The organism is Brevundimonas fontaquae (assembly GCF_017086445.1).
GTDB classification, from domain to species: domain Bacteria; phylum Pseudomonadota; class Alphaproteobacteria; order Caulobacterales; family Caulobacteraceae; genus Brevundimonas; species Brevundimonas fontaquae.
This window is the reverse complement of sequence record NZ_CP070968.1, coordinates 1,874,108-1,897,610: the sequence shown is the minus strand read 5'-3', so window position 1 is coordinate 1,897,610 and position 23,503 is coordinate 1,874,108. Positions and strand designations below refer to the sequence as shown.

The 23,503-nt window shown below is 65.4% G+C and carries 16 protein-coding genes; 12 read left to right on the top strand and 4 right to left on the bottom strand.

What is annotated here, in order from left to right:
* A complete protein-coding gene (locus tag JX001_RS09255) occupies nucleotides 1-978 on the top strand; it encodes an alpha/beta hydrolase (RefSeq protein ID WP_205680839.1) in 978 nt (325 codons plus the stop codon).
* Nucleotides 975-1,877 (top strand): amidohydrolase family protein, encoded by a 903-nt coding sequence (locus tag JX001_RS09250; RefSeq protein ID WP_205680838.1) that lies wholly within the window; start codon nucleotides 975-977, stop codon nucleotides 1,875-1,877. The genes JX001_RS09255 and JX001_RS09250 overlap by 4 nt, the downstream gene beginning before the upstream one ends.
* A 19-nt stretch (nucleotides 1,878-1,896) precedes the next feature.
* Here JX001_RS09250 and JX001_RS09245 read toward each other — a convergent pair whose 3' ends face one another.
* The 4 genes from JX001_RS09245 to bglB all read right to left on the bottom strand — a co-directional run bounded on the left by JX001_RS09245 (nucleotide 1,897) and on the right by bglB (nucleotide 11,024).
* Nucleotides 1,897-4,632: an exo-rhamnogalacturonan lyase family protein gene (locus JX001_RS09245; RefSeq protein ID WP_205680837.1), complete on the bottom strand. Its 2,736-nt coding sequence runs from the start codon at nucleotides 4,630-4,632 to the stop codon at nucleotides 1,897-1,899.
* An 86-nt stretch (nucleotides 4,633-4,718) separates the two neighbouring features.
* Nucleotides 4,719-7,856, bottom strand: a complete 3,138-nt coding sequence (locus JX001_RS09240) for a TonB-dependent receptor (protein WP_241004595.1) — start codon at nucleotides 7,854-7,856, stop codon at nucleotides 4,719-4,721.
* A 320-nt stretch (nucleotides 7,857-8,176) separates the two neighbouring features.
* Nucleotides 8,177-9,766, bottom strand: coding sequence for an MFS transporter (locus JX001_RS09235; protein ID WP_205680836.1), 1,590 nt, complete (start codon nucleotides 9,764-9,766; stop codon nucleotides 8,177-8,179).
* 25 nt (nucleotides 9,767-9,791) lie between these two features.
* Complete coding sequence (bglB, locus tag JX001_RS09230; RefSeq protein ID WP_241004594.1) at nucleotides 9,792-11,024, bottom strand: beta-galactosidase BglB; 1,233 nt, start codon at nucleotides 11,022-11,024, stop codon at nucleotides 9,792-9,794.
* A gap of 182 nt (nucleotides 11,025-11,206) precedes the next feature.
* Here bglB and kduI point away from each other — a divergent pair, with 182 nt between their 5' ends.
* The 10 genes from kduI to JX001_RS09180 all read left to right on the top strand — a co-directional run bounded on the left by kduI (nucleotide 11,207) and on the right by JX001_RS09180 (nucleotide 23,462).
* Nucleotides 11,207-12,052, top strand: a complete 846-nt coding sequence (gene kduI, locus JX001_RS09225) for a 5-dehydro-4-deoxy-D-glucuronate isomerase (protein ID WP_205683138.1) — start codon at nucleotides 11,207-11,209, stop codon at nucleotides 12,050-12,052.
* 22 nt (nucleotides 12,053-12,074) lie between these two features.
* Nucleotides 12,075-12,833: a 2-dehydro-3-deoxy-D-gluconate 5-dehydrogenase KduD gene (gene kduD, locus JX001_RS09220; RefSeq protein ID WP_205680835.1), complete on the top strand. Its 759-nt coding sequence runs from the start codon at nucleotides 12,075-12,077 to the stop codon at nucleotides 12,831-12,833.
* Between the two features lie 20 nt (nucleotides 12,834-12,853).
* A complete protein-coding gene (locus JX001_RS09215; RefSeq protein ID WP_205680834.1) occupies nucleotides 12,854-13,912 on the top strand; it encodes a sugar kinase in 1,059 nt (352 codons plus the stop codon).
* 26 nt (nucleotides 13,913-13,938) lie between these two features.
* Complete coding sequence (locus JX001_RS09210) at nucleotides 13,939-15,147, top strand: rhamnogalacturonan acetylesterase (protein ID WP_205680833.1); 1,209 nt, start codon at nucleotides 13,939-13,941, stop codon at nucleotides 15,145-15,147.
* An 86-nt stretch (nucleotides 15,148-15,233) separates the two neighbouring features.
* Nucleotides 15,234-15,551 carry an L-rhamnose mutarotase gene (locus tag JX001_RS09205; RefSeq protein ID WP_205680832.1) on the top strand — a complete coding sequence of 106 codons (318 nt, stop codon included), beginning with the start codon at nucleotides 15,234-15,236 and terminating at the stop codon, nucleotides 15,549-15,551.
* Nucleotides 15,551-18,538 (top strand): beta-galactosidase, encoded by a 2,988-nt coding sequence (locus tag JX001_RS09200; protein ID WP_205680831.1) that lies wholly within the window; start codon nucleotides 15,551-15,553, stop codon nucleotides 18,536-18,538. The genes JX001_RS09205 and JX001_RS09200 overlap by 1 nt, the downstream gene beginning before the upstream one ends.
* Complete coding sequence (locus JX001_RS09195; RefSeq protein ID WP_205680830.1) at nucleotides 18,535-19,515, top strand: alpha/beta hydrolase; 981 nt, start codon at nucleotides 18,535-18,537, stop codon at nucleotides 19,513-19,515. The genes JX001_RS09200 and JX001_RS09195 overlap by 4 nt, the downstream gene beginning before the upstream one ends.
* A gap of 227 nt (nucleotides 19,516-19,742) precedes the next feature.
* A complete protein-coding gene (locus tag JX001_RS09190) occupies nucleotides 19,743-20,732 on the top strand; it encodes an SDR family oxidoreductase (RefSeq protein ID WP_205680829.1) in 990 nt (329 codons plus the stop codon).
* Nucleotides 20,729-22,576 carry a glycoside hydrolase family 15 protein gene (locus JX001_RS09185; RefSeq protein WP_205680828.1) on the top strand — a complete coding sequence of 616 codons (1,848 nt, stop codon included), beginning with the start codon at nucleotides 20,729-20,731 and terminating at the stop codon, nucleotides 22,574-22,576. Before JX001_RS09190 ends, JX001_RS09185 begins: the two co-directional genes overlap by 4 nt.
* Nucleotides 22,569-23,462: an SDR family oxidoreductase gene (locus JX001_RS09180; protein ID WP_205680827.1), complete on the top strand. Its 894-nt coding sequence runs from the start codon at nucleotides 22,569-22,571 to the stop codon at nucleotides 23,460-23,462. The genes JX001_RS09185 and JX001_RS09180 overlap by 8 nt, the downstream gene beginning before the upstream one ends.
* Nucleotides 23,463-23,503: the final 41 nt, after the last annotated feature.

Sequence of the window (23,503 nt, the reverse complement as noted above, 5' to 3'; positions counted from 1 at the left end):
ATGAGCGGCCGCGTTTCTAGACCTTCGGTCGCGCGCGGCCGTTCGATGCTTATGGCGGCGGTCTTTGGCGCAATCGCCGCCGGTTTTCTCGCGCAGGGAGCCTTGGCGCAAACCGCGCCGGCGGCCGTCGTCCCGCCCATCATATCTCAGGACGATTTCTTTCAGACCTGGCGCTACGCACTGCGGGCGGGCGACGACGAGACGTCTCTGACCCTGCTCGCGCCGCAGAACGGACGGCGCAGCGGCGCGGCGATCATCATCGCGCCCGGCGGCGGCTATGTCGGCTTGGCCGCCAATCTGGAAGGCCGTCAGGTCGCCGACTGGTTCGCTGCGCGGGGCGTGATCGCCTTCGTTCTGAAATACCGCTATGGCGCAGGCCATCCCCTGCCCCAGCCGATCGAGGACGGCGAGCGCGCGGTCCGCTACGTCCGCTCCAACGCGCTAGCTTTGGGCGTCGATCCCGACAGGATCGGTCTGATGGGTTTTTCGGCGGGCGGTCATCTGGCAGCCATGACGGTCAGTCTGTCGGACGCTGGCGATCCGGCCGCCGCCGATACGGTCGAGCGCGTCTCCAGCCGCCCCGACTATCTGGTCCTTGCCTATCCCTGGCTGGAAGCGACGGCCGTGAACACCGAAGGCGGTTCGGAATACTGCCGCTTCGCACCCATGGCCCGTTTGGAGTGCAATCCCCAGGACTACGTGGCCTATACGCCCCTGCCTGGCGTGGTCGCCAAGGCGCCGGCCACCTTCATCTATCATACGACCGACGATGGTCTCGTGCCGGTCGGCGGCTCGGTCGCGCTGTATTCGGCCTTAGCGGCGGCTGGTAAGGACGTGGAGATGCACCTTTTCGCCCATGGTTCTCACGGCTCGGGTCTGGGCGGCGGCGATGCGGCGCTTGGCCTGTGGCCTCAGGCGCTGGAAAACTGGCTGCGCACACGCGGATATTTCAACAAAGAGCCTTTGGCTAAGCCATGATGTCCGACTTTCGCATTGTCGACAGCCATGTCCACCTGTGGGACCTGTCACACGCCCGCTACGGCTGGCTTCAGGACGATCCCCTGCCAAACAATCCGGCGGGAGATATGAGCCCGATCGCCCACCGCAACTATCTGCTGGACGACTATCTGGCCGGTACGGGGGGCTGGCGCGTGGACAAGATCGTCCATGTCGAAGCCGGTCAGCCCATCGGCCAGCAGTTGGCCGAGACCGAATGGCTGCAAGCCCTCGCGGACCAGCGCGGCTATCCTCACGGCATCGTCGCCGGCGCCGATATGCTGGACCCCGAACTGGACGCCCTGCTGGAGGCACATGCGGCGCGTCCGAACGTGCGCGGCGTGCGCCAGATCGTCTGCTGGCACGAAGACCCGCTGAAGTCTTACACTGAGCGCGATCTGCTACGTGATCCCCAATGGGTCGAGGGCTTCGCCAAGCTGGCCAAGCATGGCCTGTCGTTCGACCTCCAGCTCTATCCGTCCCAGATGGCGACCGCCGCCATCATCGCCGCCCGCCATCCCGACATCCCGATGATCGTCAACCACGCCGGCCTGCCGACCGATCGAGACGAGGCCGGAATGGAGCGCTGGCGCACCGGATTGCGCCTGCTGGCTGCTCAGCCGCAGGTCTCTATCAAGATCTCAGGTCTGGGCATCACCGACCGCGCCTGGACGCCCGACAGCATCCGCCCCATCGTTCTGGAGTGCATCGACGCCTTCGGAACCGAGCGCGCCATGTTCGCCTCGGACTTTCCGGTCGAGAGCGTCCACGGAACCTTCGACGCCTTCTATTCCGCTTTCGACGCGATCACCGCCGACTTCTCGCCCGACGAGCGCGACCGCCTGTTCGCGGGCAACGCCGAGGCGATTTACCGCCTCTGACGTCGCTGCCTTACGGCGGTCAGGGCCTGTACCCCAGACGCGCCGCCGCCTCTTCCAGACTGTCGCCGATCAGAGCCAGGTTTTCGATGGCGGCCAAACTCCATTGCGCCGCGTCGTTGGTGGAGACCTGCGCGTCCTCCTGGATGGGACGCAGAACATCCACACCGCCCACAGTCGTCGAACGAGCCCCCAGGAGCGCCTGCAACTTGGTCGGATCTTTGCCCAGGAACTCGCTCCAGGCCCGTTGCGCCAGGGCGGCGTCGCCTTCCTTGTTGGCCGCATAGGCGGTCAGGCGTGAGTGCGCCTCGGTCAGCGATCGGCCCTTGGGCGCCTCGCCCAGCAGGCCGGCGATGTCGTTGTCAGGGGCGTTGTAATAGCGGCAATATTCCAGCCACGCCCGGCGATAGGACGGCACGTCCAGCAGATCGAGCAGCTCAGCGTTCATCTCCGCCACGCCGAAGACGGCGTTCAGATGCGACACGGCGACATAGTCGCCTTGGCCCTGATATCGGCCGGTGGCCAGGTCGAACGGAGCCTCCCCGGCGAACCAGCGGCGCTTCATGCCGCCGATGGTGGTCATGCCGTTGACGATCCGGTCGCGCCAGCGGCGGTCGCCCGTCCGCTCCCATTCCGTCAGCCAGGCCGAGATGAACGCGCCCCATGACGTGCCGAAGCCCGAGACCACCTGCCCCTCGGGCACGGCGCGGCCGGGTGCGGGTGGCAGCTTGCGCGAGATGTCGACGTTCTGAAGCGCGTAATCCGACTCGTTCAGTTCGCGCATCAGATCCCCGACCCGCTCGTCCGCCGTCAGGAAGTAGTAGATGCGGCGGTAGGCGACATTCGACACGCGCGGCTGCTTGGACGAATCCGACCAGTGCTGCACGCCGTGGCGCGTGCCGAACCCCTTGAACCGGCCCAGGTGATAGACATCCACCTCGCCCGTGTGGCGCGTCATGGCCTCGGCCAGCTTGAACACATCGGCGCGGCCCGTCCGCAGATAGCTGGTCCAAAGCCACAGGTCGGTCGAAAGCTCGGAGTTGTCCCAGGCGTATCCGCCCACGTCGTAGCGCCACATGTGACGATCCGGGTCATAGGTGTGCATGACGTCGCCATAGGACCAGAAGCCGTACCAGCGCCGCTGATCGACCTCCTGGAGATAGTGATCCAGCAGATGTCTCAGCCGCCCTTCCAGCGCCGCGCGGATAGGCGTGGACGCATTGGGCAGCGACCATTCGCCGAACACGCCCGCCATATGCAGTCGCGCCGGCTCGACCGTCAGACGCGCCGGATCGGCGATCTGTTCGGCCATGGCCGAGAAGTCCGCGTGCGACGGCGTCGCGTCCAGAGCCCAAAGGGTCAGCTCGGACGTGCGGGCGATGCCGTGGGCGTCGTCCCAGCCGGCTTCATAGTCCTCATAGGTGATGTCCAGCCCGACCAGTTCTTCAGCAGTGGTGTCCATGCCGTTGGCGCTGCGATAGGGGCGCAGGTCCATCGCCGGGGCTTCCGGAGACCACATCCAGGCCGTCAGTTGCGCGGTGTCGGTATGGGCGTTGCGGATGTCCAGGGCGACTGGCGCGCGTTGCCAGAAGTCTTTCAGCCCCAAGGCGACCCCGCCCGAGGCGCCGCCGACATAGGCCAGGCCCCGACTGCGCTTGCCCGCATTGGAATCGATCCAGGCATGACCTTCGCTGGTCCGCTTGCGCAGGGTGAAACCGTCCGGCGACAGCTGGCTGAAGGAAAAGTCGCCCCACTCCGGCACCCATTGCAGCCCGTCGTTCTTCAGGATGTCGGGCAGGTCGGCGAAGGCCACCGCACGACCCTCGATCTGGGCCTGGCGCACGGCGGCCGCCGGATTTGCACGCGTTCGCAGGCCCGTCAGGGTCCGCACCGCCTCGCCCCACACCCCCTCGTCCTCTCCGGCGAAACGGATGTGGCGGTTATAGCTTTCGTCGGCCATCGGCGTCTCGGCGACGGCGCCCAGCCCCCGGATGAAATCGGTCTTCGGGTCGCCGTCGAAGATGAAGCTGTGGACGATCCGCACGGCGTCCGATCCAGCATAGAAATACAGCCGCACCGAAACCGGCAGCCACTCGCGCGTCCCATCGGTGTGAACGCCGTCCAGCTTGATCACCCCGCGCACGGGGCCGGACTGTTCGACCACGGCCTGGCGGATGCGCACGCCGTAGCGCGATGATTTCACCGCGCCGCCCGCCTCCAGTTCAGGCTTGTCCTGCGACAGGGCGACCAGCGACAGCTTGCCCACGACGGGACGGCCGCCACGCGTGGCGCCGGAAACCAAGGCGTCGCCCGACTTCGGCACGCGCCATTCCAGATCGCCGACCGTAACGACGATCTGCTGGCCCTGATCGGCGACCTTCACAGCTTTGGCGGGTGCAGGCGAGGCGCCCGGCGCCAGCGTCAGGCCATCCAGCGCCGCGTCGCTCGTCACCGCATGGGCCGACCATTTCAGCGAGCCGTCCGGCCAATAGGCGATCGGCCAGGATTGGGCGGGCGTTGCGCGCCCTGATCCGTCGCGAATGCTGAACGCCTGATTAGGGCGAAGGGCGCCGCGGGGCCACGGCACGCCGAAGGTCGTTCCCTCCAGCCGGGCGGGCTTATGGCCATCCAGCCAGCGCAGCGGTGTGGCGGGCGCGCTGCGGCGGGGCGCGGCCAGGGCGGAGCCGGACACAGCCTGAGCCGCTGCGAGAGAGACGGCGCCCATAAGCAGGTGACGCCGAGAAGGTTGGAACGCCATGGTCAACTCCCGCCGCCCCAGCGGCGCCTTACGCTAAAAAAGAAGGGCCGCCGCTCGGAAGCGACGGCCCAGTCCTCAGAGAGATTTCAGTATTTGTAGGTCGCGCCCAGGAAGAAGCGGCGGCCCGAATAGCCCCTGTTGATCAGGCGGATGTCGCCCGCATAGGTGCTTTCATCCTCCTCGGTCAGGTTCTTGCCTTCCGCGAACAGGGTCAGCCCCTTCAGGCCCGGCTTCCACGAGATCTTGCCGTCTAGATAGCCGGTCGGCTCCTTGATGATCGGATTGCCCGACTGGTCGGCCGCCGTCACCAGATATTCCGACCGATAGTTGTAGGCCAGGCGCGCGTTGATCGGACCGCGCTCGTACCACAGGGTCGCGTTGTAGCTGTTGCTGGACAGGCCGGGATACGACAGTTCCGAACCATCGAGCTGGCTGAAGACGCCGACGTCCGAGGCTTCCTGATAGGTGTAGTTTACGTCGGCGCCCAGGCCGGATAGCAGGCCGGGCAGGAAGGTGAAGGCGGTTTTGGCCGTTAGCTCAACGCCCGAAATCTTGGCGCCTTCGCCGTTGATATAGCTGTTATAGAAGTACAGCACGCCGTCGCCGAACACATCCCGCTGGCCCAGGCTGGTGCGCGAGGGAAGATAGAAGGTCTGGATGTCCTTGTAGAAGAAGCCGGCCGAGAACTGGGTGTCGCGGTTCGGATACCACTCGAACGACAGGTCGTACTGCGCCGCCTCATACGGCTTCAGGTCGGGATTTCCGGCCGAGCAGCTGTCGGGACCATCTTCCGCCGTGCCGTCGTTGGCGAAGTTGAGGGTGCAGGTCATGTTAGGCAGCAGATAGTTATATAGCGGCCGCGCCATCAGTTTGGCGTAACCGACCCGCATGCTCAGCACGTTGTCGATCAACCAGGCATTGACGTTGAAGCTGGGCAGCCACTTCGTGTAGTCGCGCGTCTGCTCAACCAGGGTGTTCGACACCACTGCCGTCGTCGTCACGCCGTTGACCAGCCGGGTCTCGCTGCGCGTGAACTTGCCCGCCGTATTGGTCTGGGTATGAACGCGACGCAGACCCAAGTTCCCAACGAGATCCAGGCCGAAGATCGGGAGGGCCCAATCCAAGCGTACGTACTGGGCGTCGGTCTGCTCCTTCACGCGATACGGGATTTGATCGTAGGTCTTTCCGTCGTTGCCGACGCCGGAATACAGGTTGTCCAGATTGAAGTGGCTGGTATCCAAGTTTTGGGCGATGGCGTTGAAGTTCGGATACAGCCAGTTGGCCGGCAGAGCGCCGCCGCCGTAGTAAAAGTCCGACGGCAGCGCCGTCATGGCAGATCCGAACACCGAATTCGAGAAAGCGCGCGACCAAGTCTCGGTCGTGTTCCAGTAGTTGGTCTGATATGGATTGCCATATAGCGCCGCCGTCTGATCCACCGTCGCCGTGTCGCTGACGCGCGCCGTCGAGTTGATCGAGTTTGCGTAGATGACGATGTTGTCGAGTTCAGACGCCAGGTTGGCGCCGGGGCTGACGATGAAGCCGCCGTAGTCGTAGCCCTGGGTCTCGGCGTTCGAATACCGCCCGCCGAACTTGATGTTGGTCAGGAAGGTCGTGCGCGGATCGAAGTCGACGTCCAGCTTGTACTGATCTTCCTTGTTGGACGATTGCGACGGGCGATACTGGATCTGATACTGGCTGACCGCAGAGGCGTCCGACGGCGAGAAGCCCGGCGCGAAGGTGAAAATCGGCGCTGAGGTTCCGGGCTCCAGGCTGACAACCATGCCCGGCGTGTTGAAGCTGACGGAGACGTTGTTGGTCTGGCTCAGCGTCTCGCTCTTGGCGTTAGCGCCCAGGAAGTCGACTTTGAAGCGGTCGTTGTACCACTTCAGTCCATAGGTGATGTAATCGGAGCTGGTTTCGTAGCGGAAGTCGCGCGACGAGATGCTGAACGCGGTATCGCCGCCGCGCCCAGAGGTGCCAAGGCAGTTGCCGACTCTGTACTGGATGACGTTGTGGTTTGCATCCACGACCACGCCTGGCACAGCTTCGGCCGTGGTCGTCGTCACCCGCGGGCAGGTGTTTCCGACAGCGTAGTTGAGACGATCAAGGCTGGTGAAATCCGTCCCGTAGTTGATGTCGTTCAACTGCTGGGTCCGGCTGTTGGTCTGATAGGTGATAAAGCCGCGCAGGTTTTCAGCGAACTTGTATTCCGCCGTGAACTCCCCCGACGTCCGTTTGTCATCGCGCGTCCACACGCGATAGCGCGGAACGCGGGGGTTATAGTCGTACCACTGGCTTTGGCACGCAGTGCGCGCTTGTGCTGTCGTCAGGGTGTTGGCGTCCGGCGTCGTAAAGGTTGCGCACGCCGCCTCGCTGCCGACGGCGGCGATCGCATCGTTCACGGCTCGGCTGTAGGACTGGTTGTAGTAGTTGACTGTCTTTTCCGCCGAATTGTCGAAATCCGCCAGACGCGCCCAAGAGTGGTCGTCGTAGAAGTCGCCTCGCGTCTGAACGCTGTCATAGGTGACATTGGCCATCAGACCCAAGCGGCCGTCCAGCAGCTGGGTCGCGCCGAAAACGCTAGCGCGGGGCTTCCAGTCAGGCAGGGTGTCCAGCTTTTGGCCCGACAACGTCATGGAGAAGGTGGAGTTGCGGAAGTCCAAAGGCTTGCGCGTCTGGACCGACACTGTGCCGCCCACTGCGCCTTCGGTCATGTCGGCGGTGAAGCCCTTGAAGACGTCGATGGACTTGACGATCTCGGCAGGCAGTTCGCGGAAATCGTTGGAACGACCGCCGCCGCCATAGACGTTCAGATTGCCCGCCGTGGAAAGGACGCTGACGCCGTTGATCTCGACACGGTTCAGGTCCGGCTCGACGCCCCGGATCGAGACGGCGTTGCCTTCGCCGAAATCACGCGAAAGCTGAACCCCGGTGACGCGACCCAGCGCTTCACCTACGTTCTTGTCGGGAAACTGGCCGATGTCGTCGGCGACGATGGAGTCCGAAACGGTGCTGGCGGAACGCTTGCGGTTCATCGCAGACTGAAGGCTGGAGCGGGTGCCGACGACCACGACTTCATCGACGTTCGAAACCGGGGCGTCCGACGCCTGGATTTCCGTCGCCTGCTGCGCGTTCGCGGCGCTGGCGGAGGCCAGCATCAGGGCGGCGGCGCCGGCGGTATACATGAAGCGGCGAGCCCATCGCCCGTTCGACTGTTTCGTCACTGAAGTTCCTCCTCTGGCCCGGCGGCCTTATTGTTTGAGCTACGCCCTCGTGACCGCTCCCCATTGGCGATCCTGGTTTCGAAGGCTGAGGTTGCGAGCGTCATTCACGCCCGTCAGATCATCTGCAGTTGGCGTTAGCGGCGGCGTCGATGGACGTCTGCCCCGCTGACGCGGCCTTCACGTTTCCCTCCGGCAAGCGGTCCTTTGCGGACTCATCTTCTTGTTGTGACACACTTATAGCATCACAGAAGCTTTGTGCCAAATATGAAATTGTAGTTTCATATTATGGGAACCTCGCAAGCAGCGCCTATAAATACGTGCTATGTCAATCTGTTACGACCCCAAAGACGGTCGTATCTCCAGCCCGTCAGGCCTTCGACTATGGTCTTGGCTTCGGGACTCGAAGGCTCTGTCTCACCGGCTCTCAGCCGGTCGATCTCATTCATCAGAACCGCATGGCTAGGCTGATCCAATCGGAACGACCAGGAGAGGATCGCGCCAGCCGCCATGACCAGCATCGGCCCGAACACCAGCAGACCGGCGACCGTGGCCACCGCGCCCGGCGTCTGCACGACCACGGCCCCCGCCGCCCCGGCCTTGGGCGAGACATAGCCACCGGCCTCAATAATCCAGCCGGTCAGGATGATGGCCCCGGACTGGGCGACCTTACGCACCAGGGTCATTACGCCGGCGAAGATGCCCTCGCGACGCTGACCCGTGACCGCCTCATCGACGTCCGGCAGATAGTTATAGACCGACCAGGGCACGAAGTTCAGCGTGCCACGCCCCAGCCCCGCCAGAACGATCGGGCCAAGCAGCCAGAAGGCGGCGCTCAGGTTGAAGCCGCCCGAGACCGGATTGATCGGGGCGAACAGATCCTGCCCCCCGACCATCGGCCGCACGAAGTAGAAGATCAGCAACAGCATCAGGGCGGAGGTGAAGAAGCCTGCCGCGATGCGATAGGCGATCACAGGCCCAATGCGAATGACGAGATGGATCGCCACCATGACCGAGAGCAGCTGGGCGACATACATCACCGTCATCATCTGCGAGATCATCACCGTCGCGCCCAGCATCACCGTGGCCACGAATATCGGGAAGGCGGTGTTGAAGATGTCCTGCGAGATATAGCCGCCCAGATAGATCGACAGATGCTGGCGAAAAGCGCGAATGCGCAGCGTCGAGAACAGGTCGCGGAACATGTTCACCGGGATCAGCAGCGCCTTGCGCAGGCTGGGCGGCTCGGCCTTTACCGCCTTTTCCGCCTCCGTGAACGGCCGCTCCCAGGTGAAGATCACGACCAGGATCACCACGGCGCTGAACAACAGGCCGAAGATGGTCGCCATGATCAGGAAGGTCTGGGCCGAATCCTTGCCCCCGAAGTTGTTGATGATCAGGGTCGGCAGATAGGAGGCCAGGATGGCCGAGCTTTGCGCCACCAGCATACGCGCTCCGGCGAACTTGGCCTTTTCCTTATAGTCCTTGGTCATCTCGGCCGCGAGCGTTTCCCAGGGGATGAGAAACATCGTGTAGAGCAGCTCGAAGAAGATGAAGGTCGTCAGGTAATAGACGAAGGTCTGGCCGCTGATGAAGATCAGGGCGAAGCTGGGCAGCAGAGGAATAGTGATCAGGAGGAAGATCTTGCGCCGCCCCACCGTCCTGCCGATCCAGGTATGGCGCAGATTGTCCGACACATAGCCGATCAACGGACAGGTGATGGCCTCCAGCAGACGCGGCAGGCCCAGGATCAGGCCAGCCTCGACCGGCGCCAGGTCGCAGAAGGTCGTGAAGAAGTAGAACAGCCAGCCGGTGATGACGGCTTGGGCCCCCGCCCCCAGCATGTCGCCGGAGCCCCAGCCCCAGTAGTTGTACCAGCGCGGGCTGCGGACGGACGATAGCGTGGACGTCATCTGAGCTTCTCCAGGCCGCGTCGCGTCAGATGTACTGACGCAGGAATTCGCCCAGGCACAGGATTGCCAGCGACTGGCCGTAAGGCATGGAAGTCAGCGGAATGTCCTTGTAGCCCTGCAACTCATCGAAGACGGGCGTTCCGAAAGACACCTGCTGCAGTTCGCCGTCGTCCGAGATGTTGGCCAACACGCCCTTGACTGCCTTCAGCGCCATCGGGGCGTATTCGGCGCCGATGTAGCGTTTGCGGACAGCCTTCAGGATGCCGTAGGCGAAGCCGGCGGTGGCCGAAGCCTCCAGATAGCTGTCGTGATCGGGGATCAGGGTGCGCCACAGGCCGCTCTCGTCCTGATGCTCGGCCAAGGCCTTCACCTGGGCATCCAGCGTCTCGATCAGGAAGCGGCGCAGGCTGTCCTCGGGGGGCAGATCCAGCAGCTCGATGAACTCCGGGATGGCGATGGTGACCCAGCAGTTCCCGCGCGCCCACAGGGCGTCGGCGAAGTTGTGTCGCCCCAGGAAGGTCCAGCCGTGGAACCACAGGCCGGTCTTGCGGTCGAACAGGTATTTGATGTGGATGAGGAACTGCTTCTTGGCTTCCTCGACATAGTGCGGGCGATCCAGAACCAGGCCGATCTTGGCCAGTGGCAGGACACTCATCATCAAGGTGTCGTCCCACAGTTCCTGCGGGTTCTCGTCGTTGAAGACGATGTGCTGAAACCCGTCCTCCTCGGTGCGGGGCAGGCCGTCCATCAGCCATTCCGCCCACGCATCCAGATAGGGGATGAAGGTCTGGTCGCCTGTCTGCTCGTACAGATAGGCCAGGGTCAGGAAAGGCGAGACGGTGTTGATGTTCTTGGTCGGCGTCCCGGCGGCGAACCGGTCGCGGAACCAGTTCAGCATGATCTCCAGCGCCGCCGGATCATTGGTCTGCTCATACAGCTTGTAGATGCCGTAAAGGCCGATGCCGTGGGTCCACTCCCAGTCGTTCCACCCTTTGGTGTCGATGACGCGGCCGTCTTCCAGACGCAGCAGGAACTCGCCGGTGTCGTCCTTGATGTTCACCAGATTGTCCATCAGGCGAGCGATGGCGTCGCGGACGTCGGCGTAAGGCAGGTCGTGGATCAGGTTCGGCATGACGGATTCCCAAGGCGCCGAGGCGCCGTCACTCAGACAATATGGGGCGTCAGCAGGCAGGTCCGTCCGCTGGCGCGACAGCCCTAAGCCGTCCTGCGCGCCTTCGGCGTCCCCGACAGTTTCCACCCTATTCCTCGAAACGGCGGCTGGTATCGCCGTCCCATTTTTTATACAGCTCTCTCATTATGTGAGCTGAAATGCCTCGTCAAGGCGAGGAACCGGCTCTAAGATCGCGCTATGAGCGAGCGTCCACTCCAGCCGCCTCGCCCCATCAAACCTGTATGAGACCCCAGACCATGTCCGATCCGATGTACGACAAGATTTATCAGGCCACCCACCCGGACATGATGGAAGGCGCCACGAACCAGCAGCTGCGGGACCGCTATCTGGTCGGCGGGCTGTTCACGCCGGGCAAGGTCAGCCTGAACTATTCCCACAATGAGCGGATGGTCCTGGGCGGCGCGATGCCGGTCGAAGGCGCCTTGGGGCTGCCCAGCCATTCGGAGCCGCCGTCCCTGGCCGGCAAACCGTTCCTGCACGCGCGCGAACTGGGCGTAGTCAATATCGGCGGCGCCGGTTCGGTGACGGTCGATGGCGAGACCATAGAACTGGCCTTCCGCGACGGCCTCTATGTGCCTATGGGGTCGACCGAAGTGAGCTTCGCCTCCAAGGACGCCGCCGAACCGGCCAGATTCTACCTGATCGCCATGCCGGCCCACGCCCGCTACGACCTGACCAAGATCTCGATCGACGAAGCCGTGCCGCTGGAGATGGGGTCGCTGGAGACGTCCAACGAAAGGACCATCTATCAGTACATCGTCCCGGCCAAGGTGAAGTCCTGCCAACTGCTTCTGGGCGTGACGGTGCTGAAGCCCGGCTCGGTGTGGAACACCATGCCGCCGCACCTGCATGACCGTCGCTCGGAGGCGTATCTCTACTTCGGCCTAGGCGAGAACGACCGCGTCTTCCACTTCATGGGAGAGCCGGACAACGCGCGACACATCGTCATGGCCGACGGCGAAGCCGTCATCAGCCCGCCGTGGTCGATCCACATGGGCTCCGGCACCTCCAACTACACCTTCATCTGGGGCATGGGCGGCGAGAACCTCGACTACACCGACATGTGCAAGCTCGACATCTGCCAACTGCGCTGATCAGGGCTGGAGAGGAAACATCATGAGCAATCCGTTCGACCTGACCGGCAAGGTCGCCCTGGTCACCGGCGGCAATGTGGGTCTGGGTCAAGGCATCGCCTTGGCTCTGGCCGAAGCGGGCGCCGACATCGTCTCGGTCGCCCTGTCGGAGTCCGACGAAACGGTCGCCAAGGTCCAGGCGATGGGCCGCCGCGCCCACGCCATCAGCGCCGACCTGACCTCGATCGAGCCGGTCGGACGCGTGGTTCAGGAAGCCCTGGCCGCCATGGGCCGGATCGACATCCTGGTGAACAACGCCGGCCTGATCCGCCGCGCCGACGCGGTGGACTTCACCGAGGCCGACTGGGACCTCGTAATGAACATCAATCTGAAGACCGTCTTCTTCATGAGCCAGGCGGTGGCGCGCCTGTTCATCCAACAGGGCGACGGCGGCAAGATCATCAACATCGCCTCCATGCTGTCCTTCCAGGGCGGCATCCGCGTGCCTTCCTACACCGCGTCCAAGTCTGGCGTGGCCGGCTTGACCAAGCTGATGGCCAACGAGTGGGCGCCCCACGGCATCACCGCCAACGCCATCGCCCCCGGCTATTTCGCCACCGCCAACACCCAGGCCTTGCGCGAGGACCCGGTCCGTTCGGCCGAGATTCTGGGCCGCATCCCCGCCGGTCGCTGGGGCGAGCCGTCGGACCTGGGCGGCGCGGCCGTTTTCCTGGCCAGCCGGGCCTCGGACTATGTCCAGGGCGCCATCCTGCCGGTCGACGGCGGCTGGCAGGCGCGCTGATACCAGACTAGCGTTCCGACATGACCAACACCGCCTCGGGCTCTATGGCCGCCTCTCGCACCATCCTCTGCTTCGGCGAGATGTTGCTGCGGTTTTCGCCCAACCACAACGAACTGCTGATGCAGTCCCCTGCCCTGACCGTGCGTCCGGGCGGGGCCGAGGCCAATGTCGCCGTGTCCCTGGCCCGCTTCGGCGCGCCGACCGTTATGGCGACGGTCCTGGCCGACAATGCGCTGGGCCGCGGCGTGCGTGACGAAGTGCGCAAGCACGGGGTCGACACCGCTCAGGTCGTCTTCAAACCCGGCCGCATGGGTCTGTATTTCCTGACGCCGGGTGCTGTTCGTCGTCCGTCGAAAGTCCTCTACGATCGCGCCGGTTCGGCCTTTGTCGAACATGTGCACACCGCCTTCGACTGGGACCGGCTGCTAGAGGGCGTCGAATGGCTGCACGCCTCGGGCGTGACCCCGGCGACGGGTCCCAATGGTTCGGCCGCCGCTGTCGCCCTCATCGAGGCCGCCGTTAGGAAAGGCGTGAAGATCAGCTACGACGGCAACTTCCGCGGCAAGTTGTGGGAGCAGTGGGATGGCGATCCGCCGACCACGCTTGGCAAGATGCTGGCCGGCGCCACGGTCGCCTTCGCCGACGACCGGGACTTCGCCCTGGTGCTGAAGACCAAGTTCGACGATCCCGATCCGACCGTACGTCGTCGCCAGGCCGCCGCCGACGCCTTCGCCGCCTTCCCTCGCCTGCAACGCATCGCCTGTACGCTGCGGATTCAGGACAGCGTCGCCGACCAGGCCTTGTCGGCTGTCATGCTGACGCGGAACGGCGACGACGTGATCGAGACCAAAGCCGAGGCCATTCACATGGCCGGGGTCGTCGACCGGGTCGGCGGCGGCGACGCCTTCGCCTCCGGCGTCCTGTTCGGGCTGTGGAGCGGATGGTCGGATCAAGAAGCTCTGGATTTCGGCCTCGCTGCCGCCGGCCTGAAACACTCCGTGCCCGGCGACTTCAACCTGTTCACCGCCGACGACGTGCGCGCCGCCATGGGCGACGGCGGCTTCGATATCCGGCGATAGGCCGCCCCTCGCGAAGAGACACCCCGATGCTGACGGCGATCCTGATGGCGGCGACGATATCGACCTGGCGCTTCGACCTGGCGACCCAGCCGAGCTCGCCGGGCCGGATCGCGGTTCCGCCCAGCCAGACCTATCAGCCAGGCGGCTATGGCTTCGAGCCACAGGCGACGTCGGACGGATATGTCTTCTCGGCGGCTGTCCCCGAGGGTTTCTATCGCGTCACCATCCGTTTCGGCGGACCCGAGGCCGGACGCACCACGGTCAAGGCCGAGGCCCGGCGGCTGATGGCGCGAGACATCGTCACTGCGCCGGACGTCTATCAGACCCGCAGCTTCATCGTTTCAGTGCGCGGCCCCGCCCTGCCCGCGCCGCCCGCCAATGCGCCGGGCCGGTCGGCTGTCACCCTGTCGCCACAGGAAGTCGCTTCGCGCAACTGGGACGATCGGCTGACGCTGGAATTTCTGGGCCACCCGCAGGTCGCGGCCATCGACATCGCGCCGGTCGAGGGGCCCGTCATCTATCTGGCGGGGGATTCCACCGTCACTGACCAATCGTCCGAACCGGCGGCCAGCTGGGGGCAGATGCTGCCCGCCCTGATGACCCCCGACATCGCCGTGGCCAACTACGCCCAATCAGGCGAGACGTTGAAGTCCTTCATCAGCGAATTGCGGCTAGCCAAGATCCTGACCACGCTGAAGGCTGGAGACTGGCTGCTGATCCAGTTCGGCCACAACGACCAGAAGGTCCAGTGGCCCCAGACCTACGTCGATCCCGAGACCACCTATCCCGCCTATCTGAAGATCTTCATCGCAGAGGCGAAGCGGCGCGGCGCGCATCCGGTTCTGGTGACTTCGCCCGAGCGACGGAACTTCCGTGACGGACGCATCCAGGACACCCTGGGCGCCTATGCCGAGGCGGCGCGCAAGGTCGCTCGCGAAGAGGACGTGCCGATGATCGACCTGAACGACGCGTCGCGACGCATCTATGAGGCGCTGGGACCCGATCAGGCAGCGAGCCTGTTCAATGACGGCGGGGCGGACCGCACCCATCACGACAACGCCGGCGCCTGGCTGCTGGCCCGCGCCGTCGCCGCTCAGCTCGCCGAGAAGGCTCCCGGCTTGGCGACGCACATCGCGCCCGACCTCCGCACGTTCACGCCGGACGCCCCGCCGATGGCCGAGACCGACATCGCACCCAGCCTGGCGGCCAGCCAGGAGCGGCCGCGCGGCGATTGACCGCGCTGCATGCCGTTTGACGCGCCGCCTCCGACAATCTACCAAATGATGAAACAGAATACCGAATAATCGGAACTGGAGGAATCATGGGCGCGCTTCACGCTTTCCGCATGCAGCTCAAGCTGGGCGCGGTCGCCGAATACAAGGCGAGGCACGACGCCATCTGGCCCGAATTGGCCGAACTGCTGACAGCCAGCGGGGTCAGCGACTATTCGATCTTCCTGGATGAAGAGACCCTGTCCCTGTTCGCGGTTCTGCGCCGGGCGGAAAACCATACGTTGGACGACTTGCCGAGCCACCCGGTAATGCGGAAGTGGTGGACCTATATGGCGCCGCTGATGGAGGTCGAGCCGGGCGACCAGCCGCGCGAATGGCCCCTGCAACTGATGTTCCATCAAGCCTGATGCGCGCGCTTCTCCTCGCGGCCGCCATCGCCGCCGCCCCGCTGGTTCAAGCCTCGACCGCCGTCGCGCAGACGGCCCAGGCCACCGCCGATTTAACCGCCCCCGCCCAGACCTTCGGCCGCGTCTCCTATGACGCCCGGTCCCTGATGATCAACGGCAAGCGCCTAGTCATCTGGTCCAGCGAAATGCACCCCTTCCGCCTGCCCAGCCCCGAGCTGTGGCGTGACGTGCTGCAGAAGATGAAGGCCAGCGGGTTCAACACCGTCGCCTTCTATTTCGACTGGGGCTACCACAGCCCCAAGCAGGGGGTTTACGACTTCACCGGCATCCGCGACCTGGATCGGCTTCTGAAGATGTCCGAGGAAGAGGGCCTCTATGTCATCGTCCGGCCCGGCCCCTATGCCAACGCCGAACTGACACGCGGCGGCTTCCCCGGCTGGCTGGTCAATCAGCGCGCGCCGTCGCGCACGGATTCACCGGATTATCTGGCCGCCGCCGACGAGTGGATGACCCAGATCAACGCCATCATCGCCCGCCATCAGATCAATGGCGACGGCAAGGGCAACCAGGGCTCGGTCATCCTCTATCAAATCGAGAACGAGCTGGCGCTGACCACCCCGGCGCACCGCCGCTACATGGACCATCTGTACGCCAAGGCGCGGGCGGACGGCATCAATGTGCCGATCTTCCATAACGATCAGGGCCGCAACGGCTATTGGGCGCCCGAGACCTCGCCCGTCGACAAGGTGGTGCACGGCCCCGTCGATCTCTATGCCTTCGACGGCTATCCCGGCGGCACCTGCACCGTCGGCGGCCAGACCACGCGCGGCGCGGCGGCGCCCGACTGGGGCTTCTATGGTCCGGGCGGCGCCAAGGGCGGCGCCTCGGCCTCGCCTTCGACACCCGGCTTCATGGCCGAGATCGGCGGCGGCTGGTTCGACTATTGGGGCTCCAACGGCGGCTATGAATGCAACGCCCGCCAGCGGGGCGAGCGGTTCCAGCGCGTCTTCTACGGCGTGAACCTGGCCAACGGCATCACGCTGCAGAGCATCTATGTCGGCTTCGGCGGCACCAGCTGGGGCTGGCTGGCGGCGCCGGTGGTCTTCACTAGCTACGACTATGGCGCGGCCATCTCCGAGGCGCGCGAGTTGCGGGTCAAGGCCGAGGAAATGAAGCAACTGGCGGGCCTGCTGGAGTCGGTTCCCGATCTGGCCGGCATGATCCCCGCCGGGCCGGTCGAGATTTCGTCGCCGAACATCCAAGTCTATCATAACCGCAGCCTGGAGACGGACGCCCGCTTCCTGCTGGTCACGCACAAGCCGTCGAACGGCCAGACGAACGACGACTTCACCGTAACCGCAAACCTGCCCGACGGCCGCTACGTTGTACCGATGACGCTGAACGGCTTTGACGCCAAATGGCTGGTCGCCGGGGTCGATCTGGCCGGTCAGCGGCTGGTCTATTCGACGTCGGAGGTCCAAGCGGTCCTGCCGTCGGCGCGCCAGCCGGTCGCGTTGATGTATGGCCGCAAGGACGAGCCCGGCCAGACCGTGCTGCGCTTCGCCTCGGCCCCTAACGTGACGGTGCTGGACGGTCAGGTCCGCTCCGCCTTCGAGCCGGCGACCGGCGACCTGAAGCTGGACTACGCCCATCAGGGCCTGGCCCGCGTGAAGATCAGCGGCGGCGGTCGTCCCGACCTCCTGCTGCTGATCGGCGAAGAAAAGGAAGCCGCCCGCTTCTGGCGTCAGGGTGATGTCCTGGTCCGTGGCCCAGCTCTGCTGCGTCACGCCCGCATCGAGCGCGGCCAGCTGCTGCTGACCGGCGACACCCGCGAGGCGACGCCGCTGGAGTTGTGGTCGTCCCAGCCGGTCCGGTCCGTGCGCTGGAACGGCGCGACCGTCGCCACGCGCACCACGGCCTCTGGCGGACTGGAAGCCCGGTCCGCCCTGCCCGGCCCGGCCGATTTCGCCCTGCCTGCCCTGACGAACTGGCGCGCGGCCCCCGGATCGCCCGAGGCCAAGCCGGACTTCGACGACCGCGACTGGCAGACCATCGACAACCGCGCCTACGCCAGCAACACCCTGCGACCCGACGGCCAGCCGAACATGCTGATGGACGCCTATGGCTTCCACGAAGGCGACGTTTGGTATCGCGGCCGGTTCGAGGGCGGTCCGAACGCCGAGACGATCGAGTTGTTCTACGGCGCAGGCGGCGCCGGGATGCTGCAACTGTTCATGGACGGCGAACTGGTCGGTCAGGACGAACTGCCCACCGGCATGCCGCGTCCGATCACCACCGGCATGGCGCGCTTCACCCTGCCCGACGCCGCCCGTACGCCGGGGCCGCACGTCCTGTCGGTCATGGTGCGCAACAACGGCCATAACTGGAACCTCGACGCCAATGACTTTCACAAGGAGGCGCGCGGCCTGGTCTCGGCCTCGGTCGGACCACGCAGCGGGCCGGGCTTCTCGGTGCCTGTCGCCTGGAAGATCCAGGGCCGTCAGGGCGGCGAGGACTTCACCGACACCGTGCGCGGGGTCGCCAACAACGGCGGCCTGTTCGGCGAGCGCAACGGCTGGCACCTGCCGCAGTTCGACGATACGCGCTGGAGCGCCGCCACGGTCGGTCAGCCCCTTCAGCCGGGCGTGACCTGGTATCGCACCAACTTCGACCTGAACGTGCCCCAGGGCCAGGACGCCTCCATCGCCCTGGCGTTCGGCGACATCGACAAGCCGCGTTCGGACACGGCCTATCGCGTGCTGATCTTCGTCAATGGCTGGCACATGGGCCAGTTCATCGCCAACGTCGGGCCGCAACGGGTCTTCACCCTGCCGGAAGGCATACTGAACCCACGCGGCCACAACAGCATCGCCCTGGCCGTCTCGACCGACGGCGCGCCCGGCAATGTGCTGGAGGACGTGCGGCTGATCATCCAGCGCAATGTGCGCGGCGGCGTTCAGACCACGACGGAAGGATCGCATCGATGAACACGCCTCGCCTTCCGCGTCGGACCCTCCTGGCCTTCGGCGCGGGCGCATTCATTGCGCCCGCCGTCGCCCGCGCGCAAACGGCGTCTTCGACCACGCCTGCCGTCTCAGCGCCATTCGAGGTCCGCCCCCTGTGGCCCGGCGCCGCGCCAGGCGGTGAAGCGGTGACGGTTCAGGAACAGGTCGTCCTGCGCAATCCGAATGGCGATCCCAACGACACAGCTTTCGTCCACGTGCGCGATCCGTGGATCATGCTGCGTCGCCCGGCCCGGCCCAATGGCGCGGCCATCCTGATGATCCCTGGCGGCGGCTATCAGCGCGTCGCCGTCAGCAAGGCGGGCGGCGCCATCGACGCGCGTTTGGCCGAAATGGGCTACACCGTCTTCGTGATGGACTACCGCCTGCCCGGCGACGGCTGGGCCGCCGGTCCCGCCGTCGCGTTGCAGGACGCCCAGCGCGCCATCCGCATCGTGCGTTCACGCGCGGTGGAACTGGGTTTCGCCCCAAACCGTGTCGCGGTCGCCGGCTTCTCGGCCGGTGGTCATGTGGCGGGCCTGCTGGCGACCCGGTTCGTTCAGGACGCCTACGCTCCCGTCGACGCCATCGACCGCCTGCCGACCCGGCCCGACTTCGCCGGATTGATGTTCCCGGTCGTCACCCTGACGCAGCCCTACGCCCACGGCCCGTCAGCCCGCGCCCTGGTCGGCGCCGCCCCCACGGACGCCGCCCGCGACGCCTGGTCCATCGAACGCCATGTGCCCGCCGACATGCCGCCGACTTTCATCGCTTCGGCCGCCGACGACCGCGTGGTGCCGGTCGAGAACAGTGTGATGCTGTGGCAGGCCCTGCGCGCGCAGAACCTGCCCACCGAACTGCATGTGTTCGAAAAGGGGGGACACGGCCTGACCGATTCCGGCCAGCCAGGTCCGCCCGCTTGGGAAGCCCTCCTCGACACTTTTCTGAAACGCGCGCACTGACTGTCGTTCATCAATCTAGGCAACTCACGTCTGCGGCGATGCAAGAGCTCGGCCGATTTTCGGCGGCGCGAAGCCATGGTTTACGGCCTTGTGCGTCGTGACTCCAGCGAACCTCATTTCCGGGATTGGTTTGCTCTTCGCCGCAACCTTCCCAACAGCGCTCCGTTGTCACAGCCCCTCCCTGATCGCGGCGAGCGCCGTTCCATTCCAACGTCAGCAGGATCGCCATGTCCGTCATTGTTATTACAGGGGCGAGCGCCGGTGTCGGCCTGGCCGTAGCGGAGCGCTTCGCCAAGGCGGGCTGGCAAGTCGTGGTCGTCGCCAGAGAGGCCGAGCGTCTCGCTAGCGCTGTGGATCTGCTAAAAGGTGCCGGCGGTTGCGCCATGGGCTTGGCGGGCGACGTATCCGACCCTGAGTTCGTCGCGCGTGTGGGCCGCGAAGTCACCCAAGCGTTCGGCGGTATCGACGTCTGGGTGAACAACGCGATGTCCACTGTCATCGGCCGCGACGAGGATCTCACCGACGACGACTATCGTCGCGTCACCGAAACCACCTATCTGTCGCAGGTCTACGGCACGCGGGCCGCGCTCAACGCCATGCGCCCGGTAGACCGGGGCGCGATCATCCAGGTTTCTTCGGGTCTGGCGCTCCGCCCGGCGCCCCTGCAAGCCGCCTACTGCGGCGCCAAGGCGGCCGTCGACGGGTTTACCGAGGCCGTTAGGGCCGAACTGATCGCCGCATCCTCCAACGTCACCCTGACCACCGTCTATCTGCCGGCCGTAAACACGCCCCAGCCTTTGTGGTCACGCAACCGGACCGACCGAGCCCAGGTCATTCCAGATCCCCTGTTTGATCCCCGCCTGTGTGCAGCTGCCGTGTGGTCGGCCGTGCAGCGCCCCAGCCGCAAGGTCTTCGTGGGTCGCACGACATGGCTGATGGCGCTGGGGCAACAGTTCGCACCGGCGCTGGCGGATCGCCAGGCAGCCAAGATGATCACAGCGCAGCAAGGCGGCCCCCAACTTCCCCGCATGGGCAATCTCGACCGCCCGGAGGAAGGTCCGGCGGCGATCGACGGCCCGGACACCGAGCGGGTGATCAGACCGTTGATCGGTTTCGTGTCCAGCCGCCAGATTGCGGCGCTCAAGGTCGCGGCGGTCGGCGTCCTTGCCGGCCTTGCCGTAACGGCTGGCTTTGCGATCGGATCGTCCAAACGATGACAGAGACGACCTTCACGCCCCATCCGGCGCGCTCATCGCAAGCGCTCCGTCCCGACGGATACGTCGCTCTGGAAGACTATGGCGTTCTGGGCGAGGGCCGGACGGTGGCGCTTTCAGCGCTGGATGGCGGCATTGACTGGTGGTGCGTGCCGGCGATCGATGCGCCGCCGCTTTTTGACCGCCTGCTGGATCCGGAGGGCGGCCGGTTTTCGATCACGCCCACCGAGGCCTTCACGGCGACCCGCCGCTATCGTCCCGACAGCAATGTGCTGGAGACGGAGTTCGCCACCGCCACCGGCCGCGCGCGTCTGACCGAGAGCCTGAACAGCGGCACGGCCGGCCGCCTGCCATGGTGCGAGCTGGCCCGCCGTCTCGATGGGCTGGAGGGAGAGGTGAGGTTCGCCCTGGATATGCGTCTGGGGCGTCGGGGGGATACGGCCAATCCGTATCATTCGAAGATCGGCGAACACACGGTCTTCCACGTCGAGCGGGTGCTCGGCCTGTTCGTCCACGATCCCCGCATCTCATGCGAATGGTCCGATGAGGGCATTGTCGGAACCATCGTTGTCGGCGCAGGCGAGCGTCGCACGGTGGCCATCGTTGCCGGACGGGACGAGCCGCTGGTCGTGCCGTCCATCGAAGAGATCGACGCCCGCATCGACCTGTCGGATCAGGAATGGCGGGACTGGGCGGCGCGCCTGAACTGCCCCGGCCTGTATCGCGACGACTTCATCCGCAGCGCCTTGGCGTTGAAGTTGCTGCTGTACTCACCGTCGGGGGCCATCGCCGCGGCGGCTACGACCTCCCTGCCCGAGCGTCTGGGCGGCGACAAGAACTGGGACTACCGCTACGCCTGGCTGCGCGATGCCGGCTATACGATCGAGGCCTTCCTGGCGGCCGGAGCCCAGGCGGAGGCCAAAGCCGCCTTCAGCTGGCTGTTGATGCAGTTGAAGCGTCACGGCGCCAAGGTCTGCTACAGCCTGGACGGCGCACTCGTGCCGCCGGAAACGCACTGGGACATGCCGGGCTATAAAGGCTCGCGTCCGGTCGTCACGGGTAATCGCGCCGCCGACCAGGCCCAGCACGGCGTATTCGGCGACATCTTTGAAACCGCCTCGCGCTTCGTCGGCTGCGGCAACATCCTCGACAGCGCCAGCGCCCAGCAGTTATCCGAACTGGCGGATCAGTGCGCCGACGCCTGGCGACAGCCGGACGCGGGCATGTGGGAGCTGGAGGATCAACAGCACTACACCATGTCCAAGATCAGCTGCTGGCAGGCCCTGGCCCGCGCGGTCGAACTGGCCGACGCGGGACAACTGCCGACGACATGCCGGGACCGCTGGCGGCGCGAGCGCGACCGGATTTTCGACTGGGTCGAGACGCATTGCTGGTCCGAAAGCCTTCAGGCCTTCGTCATGTATCCGGGCAGCGACAAGCTGGATGCCGCCCTGGCCCTGGCCGTGCGGTTCCGGTTCGATGGCGAGGATCGACTGCGCGCAACCCTTGAGGCGCTGGATCGCCATCTCGGCGCTGGCGTTTTCCACTATCGCTATTCCGGCATGCAAGCCGAGGAAGGGTGCTTCATCGCCTGTTCCTTCTGGATCGCCGAAGCCTGGGCGACGCTAGGCGAATCGGACAAGGCGCGCGCCCGCATCGACGGCCTGCGCGAAGCCCTCAGCGGCCGCTGGGGCATGCTGACCGAGATGATCGACCCGGACACCGGCGCCTACCTCGGCAACATGCCGCAGGGGCTCAGCCACCTCGCGCATCTGACCGCCCTGACCGCCGTCGGCAAGGCGCAGACCACTTCCCCCCAGCCCGAAACGGAGACGTTCCATGACTGATCGACTGACCCTTCAGGATCCGCGCGAGCAATATCCAAAGCCGCCGTTCCCGCGCCAACCGCAGCCCGTGCCCGGCGAAGCGCGCGAGATGGACCCCAAGCCCGATCATGGCGAGGACAGCTATCAGGGTTCCGGCAAGCTGAAAGGACGCAAGGCCCTGATCACCGGCGCGGACAGCGGCATCGGCCGCGCGGCCGCCATCGCCTATGCTCGGGAAGGCGCCGATGTGGCCCTCTCCTATCTGCCGTCCGAGCGCAAGGACGCCGCCGAAGTCATCGCGCTGATCGAGGCTGAAGGGCGCAAGGCCATCGATCTGCCCGGCGACATCACCGATGAAAACTGGTGCCGGCAGATGGTCGAACAGGCCGTGTCTCAGCTGGGCGGACTGGACATCCTGGTCATCAACGCCGGCCGCCAACAGTATCGCGAGGACATCTCGCAGGTGACGTCGGAAGACTTCGACAAGACCTTGAAGACCAACCTCTACGCCATGCACTGGATCGCCCAGGCGGCCGTCCCGCATCTGCCGGCTGGCGCCTCGGTCATCACCACCGCCTCGATCCAGGCCTATGAGCCTTCGGCCATCCTGCTGGACTACGCCACCACCAAGGCCGGGATCGTCGCCTATACGAAGGCCCTGTCCAAGCAGCTGATCGAAAAGGGCATACGCGCCAATGTCGTGGCGCCCGGCCCCTTCTGGACGCCGCTGCAGTCGTCTGGCGGACAGCCGCAGGAAGCCGTGATGAAGTTCGGCGAGCAGGTGCCGCTGGGTCGTCCGGGCCAGCCTGTCGAGATCGCCCCGGTCTATGTGCTGCTGGCCTCGCAGGAAGGCAGCTACATCACGGGCGAAGTTTTCGGCGTCACCGGCGGCATGGGCGTCGCCTGACAAGACAAAACCGGCGGCGGGATCGTCCCGCCGCCGGTCTC

What these genes read in the sequence shown, in the direction of transcription:
- JX001_RS09255 (WP_205680839.1), top strand. Translation starts at nt 1, where the DNA reads ATGAGCGGCCGCGTTTCTAGACCTTCGGTCGCGCGCGGCCGTTCGATG.
- JX001_RS09250 (WP_205680838.1), top strand. Translation starts at nt 975, where the DNA reads ATGATGTCCGACTTTCGCATTGTCGACAGCCATGTCCACCTGTGGGAC.
- JX001_RS09245 (WP_205680837.1), bottom strand. Translation starts at nt 4,632, where the DNA reads ATGGCGTTCCAACCTTCTCGGCGTCACCTGCTTATGGGCGCCGTCTCT.
- JX001_RS09235 (WP_205680836.1), bottom strand. Translation starts at nt 9,766, where the DNA reads ATGACGTCCACGCTATCGTCCGTCCGCAGCCCGCGCTGGTACAACTAC.
- kduI (WP_205683138.1), top strand. Translation starts at nt 11,207, where the DNA reads ATGTACGACAAGATTTATCAGGCCACCCACCCGGACATGATGGAAGGC.
- kduD (WP_205680835.1), top strand. Translation starts at nt 12,075, where the DNA reads ATGAGCAATCCGTTCGACCTGACCGGCAAGGTCGCCCTGGTCACCGGC.
- JX001_RS09215 (WP_205680834.1), top strand. Translation starts at nt 12,854, where the DNA reads ATGACCAACACCGCCTCGGGCTCTATGGCCGCCTCTCGCACCATCCTC.
- JX001_RS09210 (WP_205680833.1), top strand. Translation starts at nt 13,939, where the DNA reads ATGCTGACGGCGATCCTGATGGCGGCGACGATATCGACCTGGCGCTTC.
- JX001_RS09205 (WP_205680832.1), top strand. Translation starts at nt 15,234, where the DNA reads ATGGGCGCGCTTCACGCTTTCCGCATGCAGCTCAAGCTGGGCGCGGTC.
- JX001_RS09200 (WP_205680831.1), top strand. Translation starts at nt 15,551, where the DNA reads ATGCGCGCGCTTCTCCTCGCGGCCGCCATCGCCGCCGCCCCGCTGGTT.
- JX001_RS09195 (WP_205680830.1), top strand. Translation starts at nt 18,535, where the DNA reads ATGAACACGCCTCGCCTTCCGCGTCGGACCCTCCTGGCCTTCGGCGCG.
- JX001_RS09190 (WP_205680829.1), top strand. Translation starts at nt 19,743, where the DNA reads ATGTCCGTCATTGTTATTACAGGGGCGAGCGCCGGTGTCGGCCTGGCC.
- JX001_RS09185 (WP_205680828.1), top strand. Translation starts at nt 20,729, where the DNA reads ATGACAGAGACGACCTTCACGCCCCATCCGGCGCGCTCATCGCAAGCG.
- JX001_RS09180 (WP_205680827.1), top strand. Translation starts at nt 22,569, where the DNA reads ATGACTGATCGACTGACCCTTCAGGATCCGCGCGAGCAATATCCAAAG.